This is a genomic window from Dactylosporangium sp. NPDC005555 (assembly GCF_040605635.1).
GTDB lineage: Bacteria > Actinomycetota > Actinomycetes > Mycobacteriales > Micromonosporaceae > Dactylosporangium.
The window spans coordinates 20,598-37,080 of record NZ_JBEXDG010000054.1; the positions used below are offsets into that span (position 1 = coordinate 20,598).

The 16,483-nt window shown below is 74.0% G+C and carries 14 protein-coding genes; 9 read left to right on the forward strand and 5 right to left on the reverse strand.

Annotation, left to right across the window (positions count from 1 at the left end):
- The first annotated feature begins 19 nt into the window (after positions 1-19).
- Positions 20-1,261, forward strand: a complete 1,242-nt coding sequence (locus ABZS58_RS39385; protein ID WP_354788703.1) for an acyltransferase — start codon at positions 20-22, stop codon at positions 1,259-1,261.
- Here ABZS58_RS39385 and ABZS58_RS39390 read toward each other — a convergent pair.
- The 3 genes from ABZS58_RS39390 to ABZS58_RS39400 all read right to left on the reverse strand — a co-directional run bounded on the left by ABZS58_RS39390 (position 1,233) and on the right by ABZS58_RS39400 (position 3,678).
- Complete coding sequence (locus ABZS58_RS39390) at positions 1,233-1,550, reverse strand: STAS domain-containing protein (RefSeq protein WP_354788704.1); 318 nt, start codon at positions 1,548-1,550, stop codon at positions 1,233-1,235. The genes ABZS58_RS39385 and ABZS58_RS39390 overlap by 29 nt on opposite strands.
- Positions 1,551-1,666: 116 nt before the next feature.
- Positions 1,667-2,596 (reverse strand): hypothetical protein, encoded by a 930-nt coding sequence (locus ABZS58_RS39395; protein WP_354788706.1) that lies wholly within the window; start codon positions 2,594-2,596, stop codon positions 1,667-1,669.
- Positions 2,597-2,709: 113 nt separating this feature from the next.
- Positions 2,710-3,678 (reverse strand): alpha/beta hydrolase, encoded by a 969-nt coding sequence (locus ABZS58_RS39400; protein WP_354788707.1) that lies wholly within the window; start codon positions 3,676-3,678, stop codon positions 2,710-2,712.
- Positions 3,679-3,800: 122 nt separating this feature from the next.
- Between ABZS58_RS39400 and ABZS58_RS39405 the strand changes: the two genes are divergently transcribed.
- Positions 3,801-4,439 carry an acetoacetate decarboxylase gene (locus ABZS58_RS39405; RefSeq protein WP_354788708.1) on the forward strand — a complete coding sequence of 213 codons (639 nt, stop codon included), beginning with the start codon at positions 3,801-3,803 and terminating at the stop codon, positions 4,437-4,439.
- Here the strand turns inward: ABZS58_RS39405 and ABZS58_RS39410 are convergent.
- Positions 4,415-5,848 (reverse strand): NAD(P)/FAD-dependent oxidoreductase, encoded by a 1,434-nt coding sequence (locus tag ABZS58_RS39410; protein WP_354788709.1) that lies wholly within the window; start codon positions 5,846-5,848, stop codon positions 4,415-4,417. The genes ABZS58_RS39405 and ABZS58_RS39410 overlap by 25 nt on opposite strands.
- A complete protein-coding gene (locus ABZS58_RS39415; protein WP_354788710.1) occupies positions 5,845-6,438 on the reverse strand; it encodes a helix-turn-helix domain-containing protein in 594 nt (197 codons plus the stop codon). The genes ABZS58_RS39410 and ABZS58_RS39415 overlap by 4 nt, the downstream gene beginning before the upstream one ends.
- 53 nt (positions 6,439-6,491) lie before the next feature.
- On the opposite strand from ABZS58_RS39415, the gene ABZS58_RS39420 reads away from it, so the two are divergent.
- The 7 genes from ABZS58_RS39420 (at position 6,492) to ABZS58_RS39450 (ending at position 16,472) form a co-directional block, all read left to right on the forward strand.
- Positions 6,492-7,268, forward strand: coding sequence for an alpha/beta fold hydrolase (locus ABZS58_RS39420; protein WP_354788712.1), 777 nt, complete (start codon positions 6,492-6,494; stop codon positions 7,266-7,268).
- A 295-nt stretch (positions 7,269-7,563) separates the two neighbouring features.
- Complete coding sequence (locus ABZS58_RS39425; RefSeq protein ID WP_354788713.1) at positions 7,564-9,213, forward strand: hypothetical protein; 1,650 nt, start codon at positions 7,564-7,566, stop codon at positions 9,211-9,213.
- Between the two features lie 57 nt (positions 9,214-9,270).
- Positions 9,271-10,254 (forward strand): DUF916 domain-containing protein, encoded by a 984-nt coding sequence (locus ABZS58_RS39430; RefSeq protein WP_354788715.1) that lies wholly within the window; start codon positions 9,271-9,273, stop codon positions 10,252-10,254.
- Positions 10,251-11,495: a hypothetical protein gene (locus tag ABZS58_RS39435; protein WP_354788717.1), complete on the forward strand. Its 1,245-nt coding sequence runs from the start codon at positions 10,251-10,253 to the stop codon at positions 11,493-11,495. Before ABZS58_RS39430 ends, ABZS58_RS39435 begins: the two co-directional genes overlap by 4 nt.
- The gene (locus tag ABZS58_RS39440) at positions 11,482-12,858 is read left to right on the forward strand and encodes a hypothetical protein (protein ID WP_354788718.1); all 1,377 of its coding nucleotides are present in this window, start codon (positions 11,482-11,484) and stop codon (positions 12,856-12,858) included. The genes ABZS58_RS39435 and ABZS58_RS39440 overlap by 14 nt, the downstream gene beginning before the upstream one ends.
- A complete protein-coding gene (locus ABZS58_RS39445; RefSeq protein WP_354788720.1) occupies positions 12,845-13,573 on the forward strand; it encodes an ABC transporter ATP-binding protein in 729 nt (242 codons plus the stop codon). The genes ABZS58_RS39440 and ABZS58_RS39445 overlap by 14 nt, the downstream gene beginning before the upstream one ends.
- Before the next feature lie 58 nt (positions 13,574-13,631).
- Positions 13,632-16,472: an ATP-binding cassette domain-containing protein gene (locus tag ABZS58_RS39450; RefSeq protein WP_354788721.1), complete on the forward strand. Its 2,841-nt coding sequence runs from the start codon at positions 13,632-13,634 to the stop codon at positions 16,470-16,472.
- The last annotated feature ends 11 nt before the right edge of the window (positions 16,473-16,483 follow it).

Genomic DNA, 16,483 nt, shown 5'->3' on the forward strand with positions numbered 1-16,483 from the left:
GCCCGCGACCCTCGGGCAGTTGTATGAAGGACGCGACAACGGGATCGGCGTCATCCGGCTCGGCCTTGCCGTCCTCGTCGTGTTCACGCACGGCACGTCGCTCGGCTTCGGCTGGGAGGACCTCGCCGAGTCGCTGTTCCGCGGGCAGACCAACACCGGCACCCTCGCCGTGTTCGGCTTCTTCGTCCTGTCGGGGCTGATGATCACGCGCAGCGCGGCCCGCACGACGATCGGCCGCTTCGTGTGGCACCGGATGCTGCGGATCCTGCCGGCGCTGTGGGTGTGCCTGCTGGTGACCGCGTTCGTCGTCGCGCCGCTGGTCGCCCTGCACGAATGGGGGAACCTCACCGGGTTCTGGTCCGGGCCGAAGGGGCCGCTGCAGTACGTCACCGGCAACTGGTTCGCCGGCGTCCGGCAGTACGGCATCCACGACCTCCTCGGCGCGTCGACCCCGTGGGGGCGGCAGAGCGGCGGCAGCGTCTTCGACGGTGCGCTGTGGTCGCTGGTGTACGAGGTGCTCTGCTACGGCGTGGCCGCGATCCTGGCGGTGACCGCGGTGCTGCACCGCCGGCGATGGCTGGTCGTGTGCCTGGTCGTCGCGTTGTACAGCGTCGTGCTCATCGACCAGTTGCAGAAGCGTCCCCTGCTGGGGCCGCCGACGCCGCACTACGGCTCGGTGCACCTGCCGCTGCTCGGGGAGGTGTCGTTCCACTGGCTCATGTACCTGGGGCTGCTGTTCCTCACCGGTGCCGCGGCCGAGCTGTACCGCGACCGCGTCGTCATCCACGACGGCGCCGGCGTCGCCAGTCTCGCCGCCCTCGCCGGGTCGCTGCTGTTCGGCGGGTTCTTCGTGATCGGCTTCCCGGCCCTCGTCTACGCGCTGATCTGGGCGGCCGTGCGGATGCCGCCCGCGCTGCGGTGGATCGGCCGGCGCAACGACTACTCCTACGGCGTCTACATCTACGGGTTCATCGGCCAGCAGGTCCTCGCGGGCCTCGGCTGGAACCGGTGGGGGTACCTGCCGTACATCGCGATGTCGCTGGTCCTGGCGTTCGCCGCGGCGGCCCTGTCGTGGCACCTGGTCGAGCGGCGGGTGCTCGCGCTCAAGGACTGGACGCCCCGCCTGCGGCGGCGCCCGGTCGCGTCGAGGGTGCCGGCGCAGGTGCCCTACCCGGCGGCCGGGGCTGTCGCGCCGCTGGAGCCGGTGGGCGGGCCTGCCGGCGGTTCCGGGTCTATTGCGATGGCAGGCCGAAGAGGGTGACCAGGCCGGCGGTGCGCAGGGTCCGCAGGAGCGCCGCCGACGGGTTCTCCAGGACCAGCCGCGTGCCGGCCCGTTCGGCCTGCTTCTGGGCGGAGACCAGGGCGCCGATGCCGCTGGAGTCGACGAACGTCACCAGGTGCAGGTCGAGGTGCAGTGCGCCCGGCGGGGGCTGCAGCGCCTGCTCGACGCAGGCCCGGAAGCGCTCCGCGGCGCCGTAGTCGAGGTCGCCGCGGGCCACGATGACGGTGCCGCCACCGATGCGTCCTTGCACATGCAGGTTCAAATCCACGCCAAACCGTCCCAACCTCGATCGGTGAGACACTATCCGGCCTGCTCAAAGCGTGGTCATTGCCATCAGGCAAGTGAGTGCCCGCCCGCGGTGCGGGCACCCACCCCGGCACGTCGTCAGCGCACGAACTGGGTCTCCACGCCCGCGTCGACGGCGTCGCCGATGCCGTAGACCCAGGCGGTGCCGACCGGGTCGCCGAGCTGGGCGCGCAGCCACAGCGCGGCCCACCGGGCGATGTTCTCCACGCCGCCGGCCTGGCCGAGCGTCTGCGGGGACAGGTCGGGCCGGGCCCCGGCGGGGTTCTGCGCGTCGGTGATGCCGTAGTGGTTGGCGCCGGCCACGCTGACGTACAGCTTCGGCGTGCCCAGCAGGACGGCGTAGGTGCCGAGACCGTTCGCGGGGCTGCCGACGCCGTCCACGGCGCCCTGGATGAGCGCGACCGGGACGGTGTTGGCGACGGGCGGGACGACCGGCGTGCCGGGGACGGCGTTGTTCGTGCCGTAGAACGCGGCCGCCTTCAGCTGCGGCGGCGCCGGGATCGGCACGTCGGTGAACGGCGGCGTGGACAGGCCGGTGGTCAGGCCGAGGCCGGCGGCGCCGCCGAACGAGTGGCCAGCGAGCAGGAGCGTGCCGGCGTCGATGCGGCCCTTGAGCGGCGAGCCGGTCCGGGCGTTCTCGGCGGCGGCCCACGCGACGGTCCAGGTGGCCTCGGCGCCGTCGGCGTACAGGCCGGGGACGCCGAAGATCACGCGGGTGTGGTCGGGCACGACGACCACGAAGCCGTAGGACGCGACCTTGCGGGCGAAGCCCGTGTAGTTCGCCCGGCCGACGTTCGCGCCCTGCAGCAGCAGCACGACCGGCCACGGCTGGTGCGGCGAGGAGGTGACGGGGTGGTGCACGTCGGCCTGGTCGCCGTTGACCGTGGTGCCGTACGTGCTGACGGAGGAGTACGCGGCGCTCGCCCGGGAGGGGCTGATCAAGGCGCCCGCGACGACCGCGCCGCCGGCTGCGAGCAGCACGCCGCGACGGCTGAGACGTTGTGCCATTCGGACCTCTGTTTCCCTCAGTGGAACACAGTTTCCTATAGGGCGACAGCGTACGGGAAGAGTGGGGCCCGCCGTCAATGCCTTGTTCGCATCGGCGGCGGGCCCCGGGTCCGTCAGCTTCCGCTCAGCGTCTGCGTCGCGCCGCTCGTCAGCAGGGACTGGTAGTACGCGCCGCCCGGGTAGTAGGTGGCGGTGGTGGTGCCGGCGACCGCGTCGTCCGCCCACGCGACCGCGAGGGTCTGCAGCGCGGTGACGTTGCCCGGCTGGGAGGTGCCGTTGAGGACGGTGCACAGCCCGTCGGTGCTCGCGCCCTCGGCGTCGCAGTGCGACCCGGTCGTGAGCCGCACGCCGAGGAAGGGCCGGTGCACGTCGTTCGTCAGCTCGACCGTCCCGTTCGCGTTGGAGTTCGCGGTGTACGGCGGGGACGAGATCGCGAAGATCGGGGTGCTGGTCAGGTTGAGGCCGTTGAGCCCGGTGGCCATGTTGGAGCCGATGAAGGACTTCACCGGGTCGAGCAGCTGCACGAGCCGCACCTTCGCGTACTGGCCCGGGTAGGTGGTGCGCAGCCGGTTCGCCACGTACGCGGCGACCTCACCGCCGGCCGAGTGGCCCGCGATGACGTACGACGCCGGCAGTGCGCTCGCCGGGCGGCCCGCCCTGCTCAGCGCGTTCGCGTAGCTGCGGGCGAGCGCACCGCTCGCGGTGTTCGCCTGGCCGAGCCAGGCCGCGACGTTGTTCAGGAACGGGGCGTTGTTGCCGAGGTTGCTGACCGTGCAGCCGAAGATGTCGGCGGACGGCAGCGTCGGGGCGAAGACCACGAACCCGGCCGCGGCGTAGTGCCCGGCGAGGTCGGCCATGTTGCCGTTGGAGCGGGAGAAGCCGTGCTGCAGGTACACCAGGCCCTTGGGTGTGCCGGCGGGCAGGAACCAGTCCGTCGCCGGGCGGTAGGTCAGCCCGGCGCACGAGACGTCGGTGGTGTTGCTGACCTGGGTCCACGTTGCCGCTTGTGCGGCGGTGCCGGGCAGGCTCAACGCGGCGGCGATGAGGAGGGCGGAGAGGGCGGTCGACCGTTTGGAGAACATCGTGCACTTGCCTCCTGACGTGTATCGCTGGACGAAACGCTGTTTCCTGAGGAGTGATTAAGCTCCGCTTGTTGGCAGGCTGTCAAGAGGCGTAGAGTGCCGTCGTGGAGGGAAGCTCATCGATGTCGTATCCACCTTCGCCGTGGTCGTTGCGCGGCCGGATGCACGTGTCCGTGTGGGCCGTGCCGCTCGCCGACGTGCCGGCGCTGCCCGGCGAGCTGGCCGGGGCCGTGCGGGTGCTGAGGGTGGGCCGCCGCGCGTTCGTGGGCACGGCGTGGGTGGACTACCGGCCCGGCGGTGACCTGGCCTATCGGGAGCTGCTGTCCGCGGTGCTGACCCGGGCCGGCTGGCGGCCGCGGGTCACGATCACGCACATCTGGGTCGACAGCGTCCCGTCCCGCGACGGTGGCCGGGCGCTGTGGGGCATCCCGAAGGACCTCGCCACGCTCGCGGTGCCGGCCGGCGGCCGGGCGTCCGCGGCGACCGGGGACGGACCGATCGCGTCGGCGACGCTGCCGCGCGGGGGTGGGCTGCCGCCGCGGCTGCCGGTCGGGTTCCGGGTCGTGCAGGCGCTCGCCGGACGGGCGAAGACGACCGCGGTCCGCTCGACCGCGCGCTACGGGCCCGCCCGTGTCGCGTGGAGCGTCGCGCCCGGCGGCCCGCTGGGGTTCCTCGCCGGGCGGCGGCCCTTGGTGTCGTTCGTGGCCGCCGACTTCCGGATGCGGTTCGGCGCCGCTCAGCGCTCCGCTGCCGCGGTGTAGTCCGCCGCGGCGAGCCGGGCCGTGCGGGCGGCGTACTCGCTCGCCATGCCCGGCCAGTTGGTGACGACGCGGCCCTCGCCGGTGCGGTACCAGCTGTCGCAGCCCACCCACACGCTGCCGGCCAGGCGTCGCTGCATCTCCGCGTCGAACGCCTCCGCCACCTCAGCCCGCACCTCGACCGGGCCGGCGGCGGCGAGCAGCCGCACCGCCTGCACGATGTAGCGGGCCTGCGCCTCGTGGAAGTACACCACCGACGTGTTGCCGGTGTTGGTGTTCGGCCCGTACATCAGGAACATGTTCGGGAAGCCCGGCACCGCCATCCCGAGGTGCGCGTAGGCGCCGCCGCGCCACTCGTCGCGCAGCTCACGGCCGTCGCGCCCCACGATCCGCGCCGGTGCCAGGAACTCGGTGGCCGCGAAGCCCGTGCCGTACACCAGGACATCGCAACCATGCGTGACACCGTCATCGGTCTGAACGCCGCCGGTGGTGACCCGCGCTATGCCGGCGGTGACCAGATCGACGTCGGGGCGGCGCAGGGTCCGGAACCAGTCGCCGGTGAACAGCACCCGCTTGCAGCCCATCGCGTAGCCGGGCGTGACGGTCTTGCGGATGCCGCGCGCCTGCACCGCCCGCTGCGCGCTGGACAGCGCCCACACCGCGAGCCGCGCCGGGCGGTTGCCCGTCACCGCCCTGCCGGTCACCACCGTCAGCAGCCACGTGCCGGCGCGGGCGGCCCGCATCACCGCCGGCACGTGGCGGTTGAGTGCCCGCCGCCACGGCCGGTAGCGCCGGTTCGGCTTCGGCAGCGTCCACGGGGCGGTGCGCTGGAAGACGGTGACGTGTCCGGCGTGCGGCGCGATCGCCGGCACCAGCTGGATCGCGCTCGCTCCGGTGCCGATGACGCCGACCCGCTTCCCGGTGAGGTCGACGGCCGGGTCCCAGTGTGCCGTGTGCATCGCCGGGCCGGTGAAGTCCTCCGCACCCGGCAGCGCCGGGACCTTCGGCCTGGACAGCTGGCCCATCGCCGGGATCAGCACGTCGAACTCGTCGGTCCCGCCGCCCTGGAACGTCACCCGCCACCGCTCGCCCGTCCACGCGGCGGCGGTGACCTCGGTGCCGAGCCGCAGGTGGGGCTCCAGGCCGAAGTCGCGCACGCACCGGCGCAGGTAGTCCAGGATCTCCGGCTGCGGCGGGAAGCGCTGCGACCAGTCCGGGTTGAGCGCGAACGAGTACGAGTACAGCGGCGCCGGGATGTCGCACGCGCACCCCGGATACGTGTTGTCGCGCCACACCCCGCCGACGCCCGCCGCCCGGTCCACAATGGTCAGATCCCGGAAACCCGCCTGCCGCAACAGGTGCGCGACGGCGACCCCGCCGAAACCGGCGCCGATGACCAGGATCCGGGTCACAGCACCTTCTCCACGAGGGTGATGAGCGTGGTCGCCAGCAGCAGGTGCACCTGCTCGCGGCTGAGCACGCCGCGCTCCAGCCACTCCCGCGCGGTGGCCTTGGCGAGTCCGCAGTACGCCCGGACCATCGCCCGCCGCTCGTCGCGATGCCCCGGCTCGCCGCCGAGGCCGACCGCGACGAGGATGCTGTCGGCGGCGATGTCGTCGGCCTCCCTGAGCACCCGCTCGATGTCCGGGTCCCGCCCGACCCCGCCGCCGTCGACCGCGGCCAGCCACGACGTGCTGTGCCGGGACACCACGTCGAGGAACCAGGTGACGCTGGCGTCGACGCGGGTCGCGAGGTCGCCGTCGGGCAGCTGCTCCACGGCGACCGCGGGGATCGTCACCAGGACCCGCACCGCCTCGATGAACAGCCCCCGTTTGGTGCCGAAGTAGTGGTTGATCAGGCCGCGCGCCACCCCGGCCGCCTCGGCGATGTCGGTGGTGGACACCTCCGCGAACGGCCGCTCCCCGAACAACCGCACCGCGACGGCGAGGATCTGCTCCCGCCGCACGTCGGGCTCCAGCCTCCGCCCCCGCTCCGCACGCATGGCAGCCACCGTGCACTGTTGTTGGCCGGGTGTCAACAACGTACGGTGGCCCCGTGACCGCGCTGTCGCACCACCGGTCGGGCACCGGCCCGCCGCTGGTCCTGATCCACGGCATCGGCAGCCGGTGGCAGCTGTGGGAGCCGGTCCTGCCGCTGCTGCGGTCCCGCTTCGACGTGGTCGCGCTCGACCTGCCGGGCTTCGGCGCCTCGCCCTCGACCGGCGCCGTCGACGTCGGCGCCCTCGCGGACGCGGTCACCCGCTTCGCCGCCGGCGCGTTTCCCGATGCCGCGCGGTTCCACGTCGCCGGGAGCTCCCTCGGCGGTGGGGTCGCGCTGGAGCTCGGCCGGCGCGGCGTGGCCCGGTCGGTGACGGCGTTCGCGCCGATCGGCTTCTGGGGTCCCTTCTCCCGCCGCTGGTGCCAGGCGGCGGTGACCGGCGCCCGGGTCCTCGGCCGCGTCGCCCGGCCCGCGCTGCCCGCCCTCGCGTCCACGGCGGCGGGCCGGATCGCGCTGTTCGGCGTGTTCTTCGGCCACCCGGCCCGGCTCGATCCCGCGGTGTGCCTCGCCGACGTCGACGCGCTCGTCGCGGCGCCCGCCTTCACCGCCGCGCGGGCCGCGTTCGCCGGTCACCGGTTCGCCGGCCCGGGCACCCTGGACCGCATCCCGGTCACCGTCGCGTGGGGCACCCGCGACGCGATCCTGCCCGCCTTCCAGGCCCGCCGCGCCGCCGCCGCCCTGCCCCACGCCCGCCACGTCCGTCTCGCGGGCTGCGGCCACCTCCCGTTCTCCGACGACCCCGCCTCCTGCGCGGCCCTCATCCGCACCACCTGACCGGTCGGGGCGACCACCCGGTGGCAGGACACCGGGGATCCACCGCTTTGTCGGCGGCACCTGCCAGCGGCGCGCGGGCGGAATCCCAGAAACGGCAGGCCGGCGTGGTGCTGGTTCACATGGTGGGACGGGCCCGGGAGGGGCAACAGCACCTGTCCGGACGGTTGACAACAGGGGACGCGACTGCCTTCATAGACGTTACCACCGCAGAAACATCGTTCCACTCTGCGAAACGGCGCCTGAAGCGGTGGAGCAGTCCGCCGGAGCGAACACCAGAGAGGAAGCGGCAGATTCGATGAAGATCCCCTCCAGATTGGCGGCGGGGGCCCTGGGCCTCACCGCCGCCATCGCACTCGGCAGCACCAGCGCCGAGGCGTACGGGCCCGCGGCGAACTCGCTCGGTTGCCGGCTGTACTTCAGCGACGCCGGCACCGGCAGCTCGCCCACGACGTGGAACGACACGTTCGGGCTCACCCAGACGCCGGCCACGCCGTCGCCCGGGCAGACCGTCACCGTCACCTTCACGGCGGCGGCCGGACCCAACAACGGTCCGGTCCCGCTCAGCGCGGGTGACGTGCCGGTCGTCATCAAGTTGGCGCTCGGCGGGTCCCAGTCGGGCACCGTCACGCTCAACATGGCCACCTATCCGACCGCCGCGGCGGCCGCGGGTGCGCCGCTCGGCGCCATCACCGCGACCGGCACGTACGTGGCCGGCCCGGCCGGCGCCGCGTCGCTCACCGTCACGCAGGCCGTGTTCAACAACGCGACCGCCAAGACGTACTGCTCGGGGCCGGGCGACCGGGACCACAAGGCCGCCCCGGCGGCGAGCACGATCGTCGAGAACTACAGCGTGTTCGGCGGCGGCACCAGCATCACCTCGGTCACCGGGCAGAGCGTCACGAGCGCTGCGCGGGCGGGAAACACCATCAACTTCTCCGTGACCGGGCTGGCTCCAAGCGCGACCCTCACCGCGTCGCTGAAGAACGCGGGCGGCGGCGGCACCGCTGAAGGCACCGGCGCCGGCAGCACCGACGCCACGGGTGCGGGCACCGGGACGCTCGTCGTCCCCGCCGGCGCCACCGTCGGGTCCCGGACGTTGTCCGTGTCCGACGGCACCAACACGGTCACCACGCCGATCACGATCCTCGGCGCACCGGCCATCTCCATCACCCCCGGTGGTGGCGGCGCGGGCACGGCGGTCACGGTCACGGGCACCAACTGGAACCCGGGCAGCACCGTCTCCATCCGGGGCTACAAGGCGGGGGCACCTCCGCCGCCGGCGACCGCTGACGCGGCGGTCACGGTGACGGCCGGGCTCGCCGGCGCGATCAGTGGCTCGTTCACGGTCAACGACCCGACCACCGCCTACATCGGCGCCTCCTCGGGCGTGGGCCCGGGCACCCTGTTCGCGGTCGCCACCTGGGCGGCCTCGGCCGACTCCTGCGTGGCGAAGACGGGCCCGGCCACCACGGGCTCCTGCAACCTCACCTACAACCTGTCCCAGACGGTCACGGCGGGCAACCTCGCGATGTCCCGCACGACCGGCTCGGGCAACGTCACGCTGAGCGGCGTCACGCTCAACGGGACCGTCCAGCACGGCACCGGCGCCCTGGCACCGATCACCGTCACGGACCACCGGGGCAGCACCTTCGGCTGGAGCCTGGTCGGTGCGGTCACCGACTTCACCGGCACACCGGGCGGCACCATCGCGAAGGCGAACCTCACCTGGGTGCCGACCTGTGTCGGCGCCCCGGGCTCGACGAACGCGGTGACCGCCACGGCGGGCTCCGCGGGTGCGGTCGACGGATCGACCCTGTGCTCGGCCCCGGCCGACGCGGCCGGCACGGGTGGCGGTTTCGACGCCGGCGCCGCGCTCGACCTGCAGATCCCGGCCAACCAGCTGGCCGGCGGCTACACCGCGACGCTCACGATCACGCTGAGCTAGCACCGGAGGGTGGGGGTCCTGCCGGGCCCCCACCTTTTCACAGCACGAGGAGGACGCATGCGGGCAAAGGTCGTGGCGGCCGTCGCCGCCCTGGCACTGGGCGCGGTGCCGGCACCCGCCCACGCGGCCGACAACGGCGAGTGGTCCGTCAACCCGACGCCGCCCGCGCAGGCGGGACCGGCGCCGCGGCTGTACTTCTTCCTCGAGTCGCCGCCGGGCACCTCCGTGCAGGACTCGGTGCGGGTCACCAACCTCGCCGACCAGCCGCGCACGTTCCGCCTCTACGGCGCCGACGCGTACAACACCCCGAACGACGGCGGGTTCGGCCTGCGCACCGCCGACGCCGCGAACGTCGACATCGGCGCGTGGACGCAGGTCGGCGCCGCGACCGTGACGGTGCCCGCGAAGTCGCAGGCGGACGTCCCGTTCGTCATCACCGTGCCGGCCAACGCGACCCCGGGCGACCACGTCGGCGGGGTCGTCGCCATGGAGGAGCAGCCGGGCGCCACCACGAAGCAGAACGGCGTCGACGTCACCGTCCGCCGCGCCGTGGCCGCCCGCGTCTACCTGCGGGTCAGCGGGCCGACCATCCCCGGCCTGCGGGTCGAGCGGGTGACGACGAGCCACGACCAGCCCTGGCTGCCGACCACTGTGGACGGTTCCTACACCTACGACGTCGTCAACACCGGCAACCTGCACCTGCCGCCGACGCTGTCCGTGCGCGTCACCGGCCTGTTCGGCCACCACATCCGCCGGCACGGCACCGCCCCGCAGATCGACCTGCTGCCCGGCGCGAAGACCCGGCTCTCCGGCGCCGTCAGCGGCGTGTGGCCGTTCGACGTCGTCACCACCTCGGTCACCGTCACCGCCGACGGCGGCGTCTCCGCGCGGTCGCAGGACACGACGGTGGTCGTGCCGTGGCCGACGCTCGCCGTCGTCGTCGCCGGTCTCGTGCTGCTGATCCGGCAGCGCCGGCGCCGCGCCACCGCCGTGACCGCCAAGCCGCGCAGACGCCTGCCCGAGCCGGTGACGGTGCGATGAGGCGGACCCTCACCGTCCTGTGTGGACTGGCCCTCGCCGCGCCGGTGTGGCTGCCGGCCGCCCCGGCGCACGCCGACGGGCTGACCGCGAGCGTCGGCGCCCCGTCGGCGAAACCCGGCGCGACACTGAAGGTCACCGGCGCCGGCTGGCCCGCCGGGCAGCTGCTGCAGGTCGTCACGTGCGGCGAGCTCGCCCTGACCGGGTCCGGTGCCTGCGACATGCGCGCCGCGCTCGCGACCCCGGCCCGGCCGGACGGGACGTTCAGCGTCGACATCCGCGTCGGCGACCCGCCCCGCCCCTGCCCGTGCGTCGTGCACGTGGCGCTCGTCGGCGCCGGCACCAGCGGGCACGTCGACGTGCCGCTGGACATCCCCGGCCACACCACCGGCCCGGCGCCGGCCGTGGCGGGCACCGTCGCCCGCCTCGACGTGGTCCGCATCCACCTCGACGGCCGTGCGTCGTGGACGGAGTGGTTCGGCGCCCGCGCCGAACGGACCCTCGTCTACGAGGTCCGCAACCCGGGCGGGCAGAGCCTGCGGGAGCTGCCGCTCAACGTCCGCGTCGGCAAGGGCGGCGGGGACCCGGCCGAGGCGCCGCGCTCCGGCGAGATCCGCCCCGGCGAGACCCGCGAGTACCGGGTGCCGGTGACCGTCCCGTTCGCGGCGTTCGGCCGCTACCAGGTCCGCGCCGACATCGCCGGGCTCGGCGCCGCCTCGGTCGCCCACGACGCCTACCCGTGGGGGCTCCTGGCGCTCAACGTGCTCGGCGTCGCGCTCATCGTGCTCGGCGTCCACCGCCGGCTCAAGGCCCGGCGCCTCGCCGGCGCCCCGGTCCCGCGCAGCGACGACCCGCTGCTGCTGCCACCCCTGGTCCGGGTGCCCGCGCTCGGCGCCGTCCTCGTCTTCGACGACGCACCCGGCGCGCACCGGCTCCACCGGCGGGCGACGGCCCAGATCAGCGCCGCGACCCTGCGCGAGCTGCTCGGCGAGCCGGACGGCGACGGTGGCACGGCGATCGTCGACCTCGCCGCCCTCGACGCGGTCCTCACCGGCGGCCGCCCCACCAGGGGACCGGCGTCGCAGGAGGACACCGGCGGGGCGAAAGCGGTCGTCGACCTGGGCGAGCTCGACGCCTACCTCGCCGGCCACGCGGACGCCGACGACTGGCGGGCCGCACTGCAGCGTCCACCACGGAAGGGCCGGTCCGGCCGGCGGAAGAGGAGCCCTGATGTGGGTGCGTGAGCGGGTGCACGACTGGTCGCTGACCCTGCGGGCGGGCGCCGCCGCGGTCGCGGCCGTGGTCGCGTTCGCCGGCTGCTCGTCGGTGATGCCCGGCGCGCTCGGCGGCCCCGGCGGCACCGGCGGCGGCGACGACCAGCGGCTCACCGGCACCGGGCCCGGGGTGACCGCCGACAGCGTCAAGGTCGTGTTCGTCGGCGTCGACCTCAAGGCCACCGCCAGCGTCACCGGCTTCAAGACCGCCGACGCCGGCGACCCGGCCCGCCAGGTCAAGGCGATCGAGACGTGGGTCAACGCCAACGGCGGCGTCGCCGGCCGCAAGATGGTCGCCGTCTACCGCAACTACGAGGCCGCCGACGACTCACCGGCCGCCGAGGAGCGGCTGTGCAACCAGATCACCCAGGACGACAAGGCCTTCGCGGTCGTGCTGACCGGCCAGTTCCAGAGCAACGCCCGCCCCTGCTACGCGACCCGGCGCACCCTCGTGCTCGACGCGACCCTCGTCGCCAACGACCAGACCACGTTCACGAAGCTCGCGCCGTACCTGTGGTCGGCCAGCTACCCGGACTACGACGAGTTCGTCCGCGCGTTCCTCGGCAGCCTGGAGGCTTCCCGGTACTTCGCCGGCACGTCCAAGGCCGGTGTCGTCGCCGCCGACACGCCCACCAACCGCAGCGCGTACGAGCGGCTGGCGGTGCCGCAGCTGCGACGGCTCAACGTGACACCGGCGGTCGCGTGGATCGACACCACCGACCTCGGCACCCTCAACGCCGGGCTGAACCAGGCCGCCGTCGACTTCCGGGCCAAGGGCATCGACCGGGTGTTCTTCCTCGGCGGCGCGCGGATGGCGTCGTTCTTCCTCACCGTCGCCGCCGCGCAGAGCTTCACCGCCCGCTACGCACTGTCCAGCTTCGACAACCCGAGCTTCCTGGTGAACAACCCGGCGACGATCCCGCGTGAGGGCCTCGAAGGCGCCGTCGGCATCGGCTTCAACCCCAGCCAGGACGTCCCGGACAGCGCGTACCCGTTCCCCGGCACCGACGCCGAACGGGCCTGCCTCGCCGTCTACGAGGCCGACGGGCAGCGGTTCGCGACCCGCGAGAACGCCCGCGTCGCGTTCCCCTACTGCGACGCGGCGCGGCTGCTGCAGGCCGCCGCCCGCGACCTCGGCGCCGACCTCAACGCGGCCGCCTGGTCGCAGGCGGCACGGGCGATCGGCGCCGGCTTCAGCCCCGCGACCGGCTTCACCGGGCTGCTCGGCCCCGGCCGCTACTCCGCCGCCAACGGCTACCGGCCCCTCGCGTACGACAGCGGCTGCGGCTGCTTCGCCTACCAGGGCGAGGAGGCCCCCTTTGCCGCCCGCTGACGCCATCGCCTGCGCCGGCGTCGACGCCGCCTACGGTCCCGTGCAGGTCCTCTACGGCGTCCGCGTCCGCGTCGCCGACGGCGAGATGGTCGGCGTCTGCGGCCCGAACGGCGTCGGCAAGACCACCCTCGTGCGGGTCCTCGCCGGCCTGCAACGCCCGGGCACCGGCCGGGTGCTGCTCGCCGGCCGGGACATCACCGCGGTGCCCGCCGCCCGCCGCGTCCGCCTGGGACTGTCCACAGTGGTGGGGCAGCAGGCGTTCGGGTCGCTGACCGTCGCGGAGAACCTGCGCATGTACGGCTACACGGTCAGCCGCCGCGACGGGCGCCTGCGCAAGGCCGTCGACGGCGCGTTCGCGGTCTTCCCCCGCCTGTACGAGCGGCGCGACCAACCGGCCTCGACGCTGTCGGGCGGCGAACGGCAGATGCTGGTCCTCGCCAAGACGCTCATCCAGCGCCCGCGGGTGCTGCTCATCGACGAGTTCTCGCTCGGCCTCGCCCCGGTCGTCGTCGGCGGTCTGCTGGAGATGGTCCGCCGGCTCAACCGGCTCGGCACCGCGCTGCTCGTCGTCGAACAGTCGGTCAACGTCGCACTGTCCCTCGTGGACCGGGCGTACTTCATGGAGAAGGGGACGATCGTCGCCGAGCACACGTCCGCGGACCTCGCCGGCCGGCCGGACCTCGTCCGGTCGCTGATGCTGGGCGGGCACGCATGAGCGGGCCGCAGCGCAGTTCGAGCTCAGGCCGACGCCGGAGCGCAGCAGAGGCGGCGGCATGAGTCTCTGGGGATACGACTTCGGGCCGGACCGGATCCTGCTGGGGCTGTTCACCGGGCTCACCTACGCGCTGCTCGCCGTCGGGCTCGTGCTGACCTACCGGTCGAGCCGGTTCGTCAACTTCGCGCACGGCTCCATCGGCGTGTTCGGCGCCGCGGTGCTGGGCCGCCTGGTGGTCGGGGAGGGCGTGGCCTACTGGGTCGCGTTCCCCGCCGCGATGCTCGTCGCCGCCGGTGTCGCGGCCGGTGTCGAGGCGGGCGTCGTGCGCAGGCTCCGGCACCGATCCCGGGTCATCGGCATGATCGCCACCCTCGGCCTGTCGCAGTTCATCCTCGTCGTGTCGCTGCTGGTGAACCGGCAGGGCGTCAGCGGCGCCACGTTCCCGAAGCCGCCGGGGCTGCCGTCGTTCACCGTCGGGCGGACCCCGGTCGGGCCCGCGTTCACCGCGATGCTGATCCTCACCCCGCTCCTGCTCGTCGCCCTGGCGCTGTTCCTGAAACGGTCCCGGCACGGCCTCGCGATCCGCGCCGCCGCCGACCAGCCGTCCGCCGCGCTCCTCGACGGGGTCGCCGCACCCCGCATGGCGACCGTCGCGTGGGCGATCGCCGGCGGGATCGCCGCGTTCTCCGCCATCCTCGTCACCCCCACCCAGGGCGCCCAGTCGATCGACACGCTCGGCCCGGACCTGCTGCTCAAAGGGCTCGCCGGTGCGGTCATCGCCCGGCTGTCGTCGATCCCGGTCGCGTTCGCGGCGTCGCTGGGCATCGGCGTCCTCGAACAGGTCCTGCTGTCCGGGTCCTCGGGCACCGGTCTGGTCCAGGTCGTGCTCGGCGCGACGATCCTCATCGCGCTGCTGCGCCAGCCCCGGCTCGGCCGCCGCGACACCGACGACGGCGGCTGGGCCCGCTCCGGCGCGGCGCCGCTGACCGGCCCGTGGCCCGTGCGGCACCTCGGCAAGCTCGTCGCCGCGGCCGGGTTCCTGTTCGCCGCGGCGCTCGCCTACCTGGTGGACAACCAGACGGCGTCGGCGCTGACCACGGTCGCCGGCTTCACGCTCGTCGCGCTGTCCGTCCTCGTCGTCACCGGCGTCGCGGGGGAGCTGTCACTGGGCCAGTTCGCGTTCGCGGGCATCGGCGGCGCCGTGTCGGTGCGGGTCGGCGCGGACACCGGCAACTTCTTCGCCGGTGTCGTCGCCGGCTGCGCCGCGGCCGCCCTCGCCGCCGCGGCCGTCGGGGTGCCCGCGCTGCGGCTGCGCGGTCTCGCCCTCGCCGTCACCACTCTCGCGTTCGCGCTCGCCACGAGTGCGTACCTGCTGCGCCGCGACTGGCTGCTCGGCTCCGGCGTCGGCACCCCGAAACCGCGCTGGGCCGGCTACACCCTGGAAATGGCGAAGGACTACTACCTGTTCGCGCTGCTCATGCTCGGCCTCGGCATGTGGCTGACGGCGAACCTGCGCCGCGGCGCGTTCGGCCGCCTGCTGACCGCGCTGCGGGACAACGAGGAGGCCGCGCGGGCGCTGACCGTGTCCGCGCCGCTGCGCAAACTCCAGGCGTACGCGGTCGCCGGCGCACTCGCGGGCCTCGGCGGCGCGGTCATCGGCCACGGCCAGACACAGCTGACGGTCAACAGCTTCCCGGCGTCGGCGAGCGTGGACGTCGTCGCGGTCACCGTCGTCGGCGGGATCGGCCTGCTCGGCGGTCCGCTGCTCGGCGCGCTCGTCATCGTCGGCATCCCGTCCTTCGTGGACCTCGGCATCCCCGGCCAGGCGGCGCTCACCCTGGGATGGCTGCTCGTCGTCGTGCTGCTCCCCGGTGGTCTCGGAGGGGTGCTGGTACGAGCCCGCGACGCCCTCACCGCCCGGTGGTCCCGCCCACCCGCCGACGCGCGCCCCCCAGGCCTCGACGAGACGCCCGCGCTTCTGGAGCAATCCGCGGCGCCCGGGCCCGCGGTGCCGACGCTGCCGGCCCGGACGGTGCCGTTGCGGGCGCCCGCCGGGGGCGGGCCGCTGCTCGTGGTGCGGGACATCGCGAAGGCGTTCGGCGGGGTCACCGCCGTCAACGGCGTCCACCTCGACGTGACCGCCGGGGAGGTGCTCGGCATCATCGGGCCGAACGGCGCCGGGAAGACGACCCTGTTCGAGATCATCGCCGGGTTCGTGCCGCCGGACGCCGGGACCGTGACGTTCGCCGGGCGGGACGTCACACGGGCCACTCCGGAACGCCGGGCCGGGCTCGGGCTCGTCCGGTCGTTCCAGGACGCGCGACTGTTCGCCACGATGACCGTCCTGGAGACCGTGATGACGGCCGGGGAGCGCACGGCGCCGAGCCACCTGCTCACCTCCGCGCTCGGCGGCCCCGTCGCCGAGCGCCGCAAGGCCGCGCGCGCCGCCGGGCTCGTCGACCTCATGGGACTGTCCACAGTGGCCGACGCGCTGGTCGGGAACCTGTCGACCGGCACCCGGCGGATGGTCGAGATCACCTGCCTGCTCGCGCTCGAACCGGCGCTGCTGCTGCTCGACGAACCGTCCTCCGGCGTGTCCCAGGCGGACGGCGCGGCCCTCGGCGACCTGCTGCTGCGCGTCCACCGGGAGCTCGGCACCACCCTGCTCGTCATCGAGCACGACCTGCCGCTGCTGTCCCGCCTCGCCACCCGCATGGTCGCCATGGAGGGCGGCCGGATCATCGCCGACGGCACCCCGGACGACGTCCGCGCGCACCCGGCCGTCGTGCGGTCCTACCTCGGCACCGACCTCGCCGCCGTCAACCGTTCCGGCGCGGCCCAGACCCGCGACGACATGAGCGCGACCCAGACGCGCGACCACACGAGCGCTACCACATGAGGAGACTCCCG

Excerpts from the sequence above, each read along its gene's own strand:
- ABZS58_RS39400 (WP_354788707.1), bottom strand. The coding sequence starts at position 3,678 with ATGTTCTCCAAACGGTCGACCGCCCTCTCCGCCCTCCTCATCGCCGCC.
- ABZS58_RS39425 (WP_354788713.1), top strand. The coding sequence starts at position 7,564 with ATGAAGATCCCCTCCAGATTGGCGGCGGGGGCCCTGGGCCTCACCGCC.
- ABZS58_RS39405 (WP_354788708.1), top strand. The coding sequence starts at position 3,801 with ATGTCGTATCCACCTTCGCCGTGGTCGTTGCGCGGCCGGATGCACGTG.
- ABZS58_RS39440 (WP_354788718.1), top strand. The coding sequence starts at position 11,482 with ATGTGGGTGCGTGAGCGGGTGCACGACTGGTCGCTGACCCTGCGGGCG.
- ABZS58_RS39450 (WP_354788721.1), top strand. The coding sequence starts at position 13,632 with ATGAGTCTCTGGGGATACGACTTCGGGCCGGACCGGATCCTGCTGGGG.
- ABZS58_RS39430 (WP_354788715.1), top strand. The coding sequence starts at position 9,271 with ATGCGGGCAAAGGTCGTGGCGGCCGTCGCCGCCCTGGCACTGGGCGCG.
- ABZS58_RS39395 (WP_354788706.1), bottom strand. The coding sequence starts at position 2,596 with ATGGCACAACGTCTCAGCCGTCGCGGCGTGCTGCTCGCAGCCGGCGGC.
- ABZS58_RS39415 (WP_354788710.1), bottom strand. The coding sequence starts at position 6,438 with ATGCGTGCGGAGCGGGGGCGGAGGCTGGAGCCCGACGTGCGGCGGGAG.
- ABZS58_RS39435 (WP_354788717.1), top strand. The coding sequence starts at position 10,251 with ATGAGGCGGACCCTCACCGTCCTGTGTGGACTGGCCCTCGCCGCGCCG.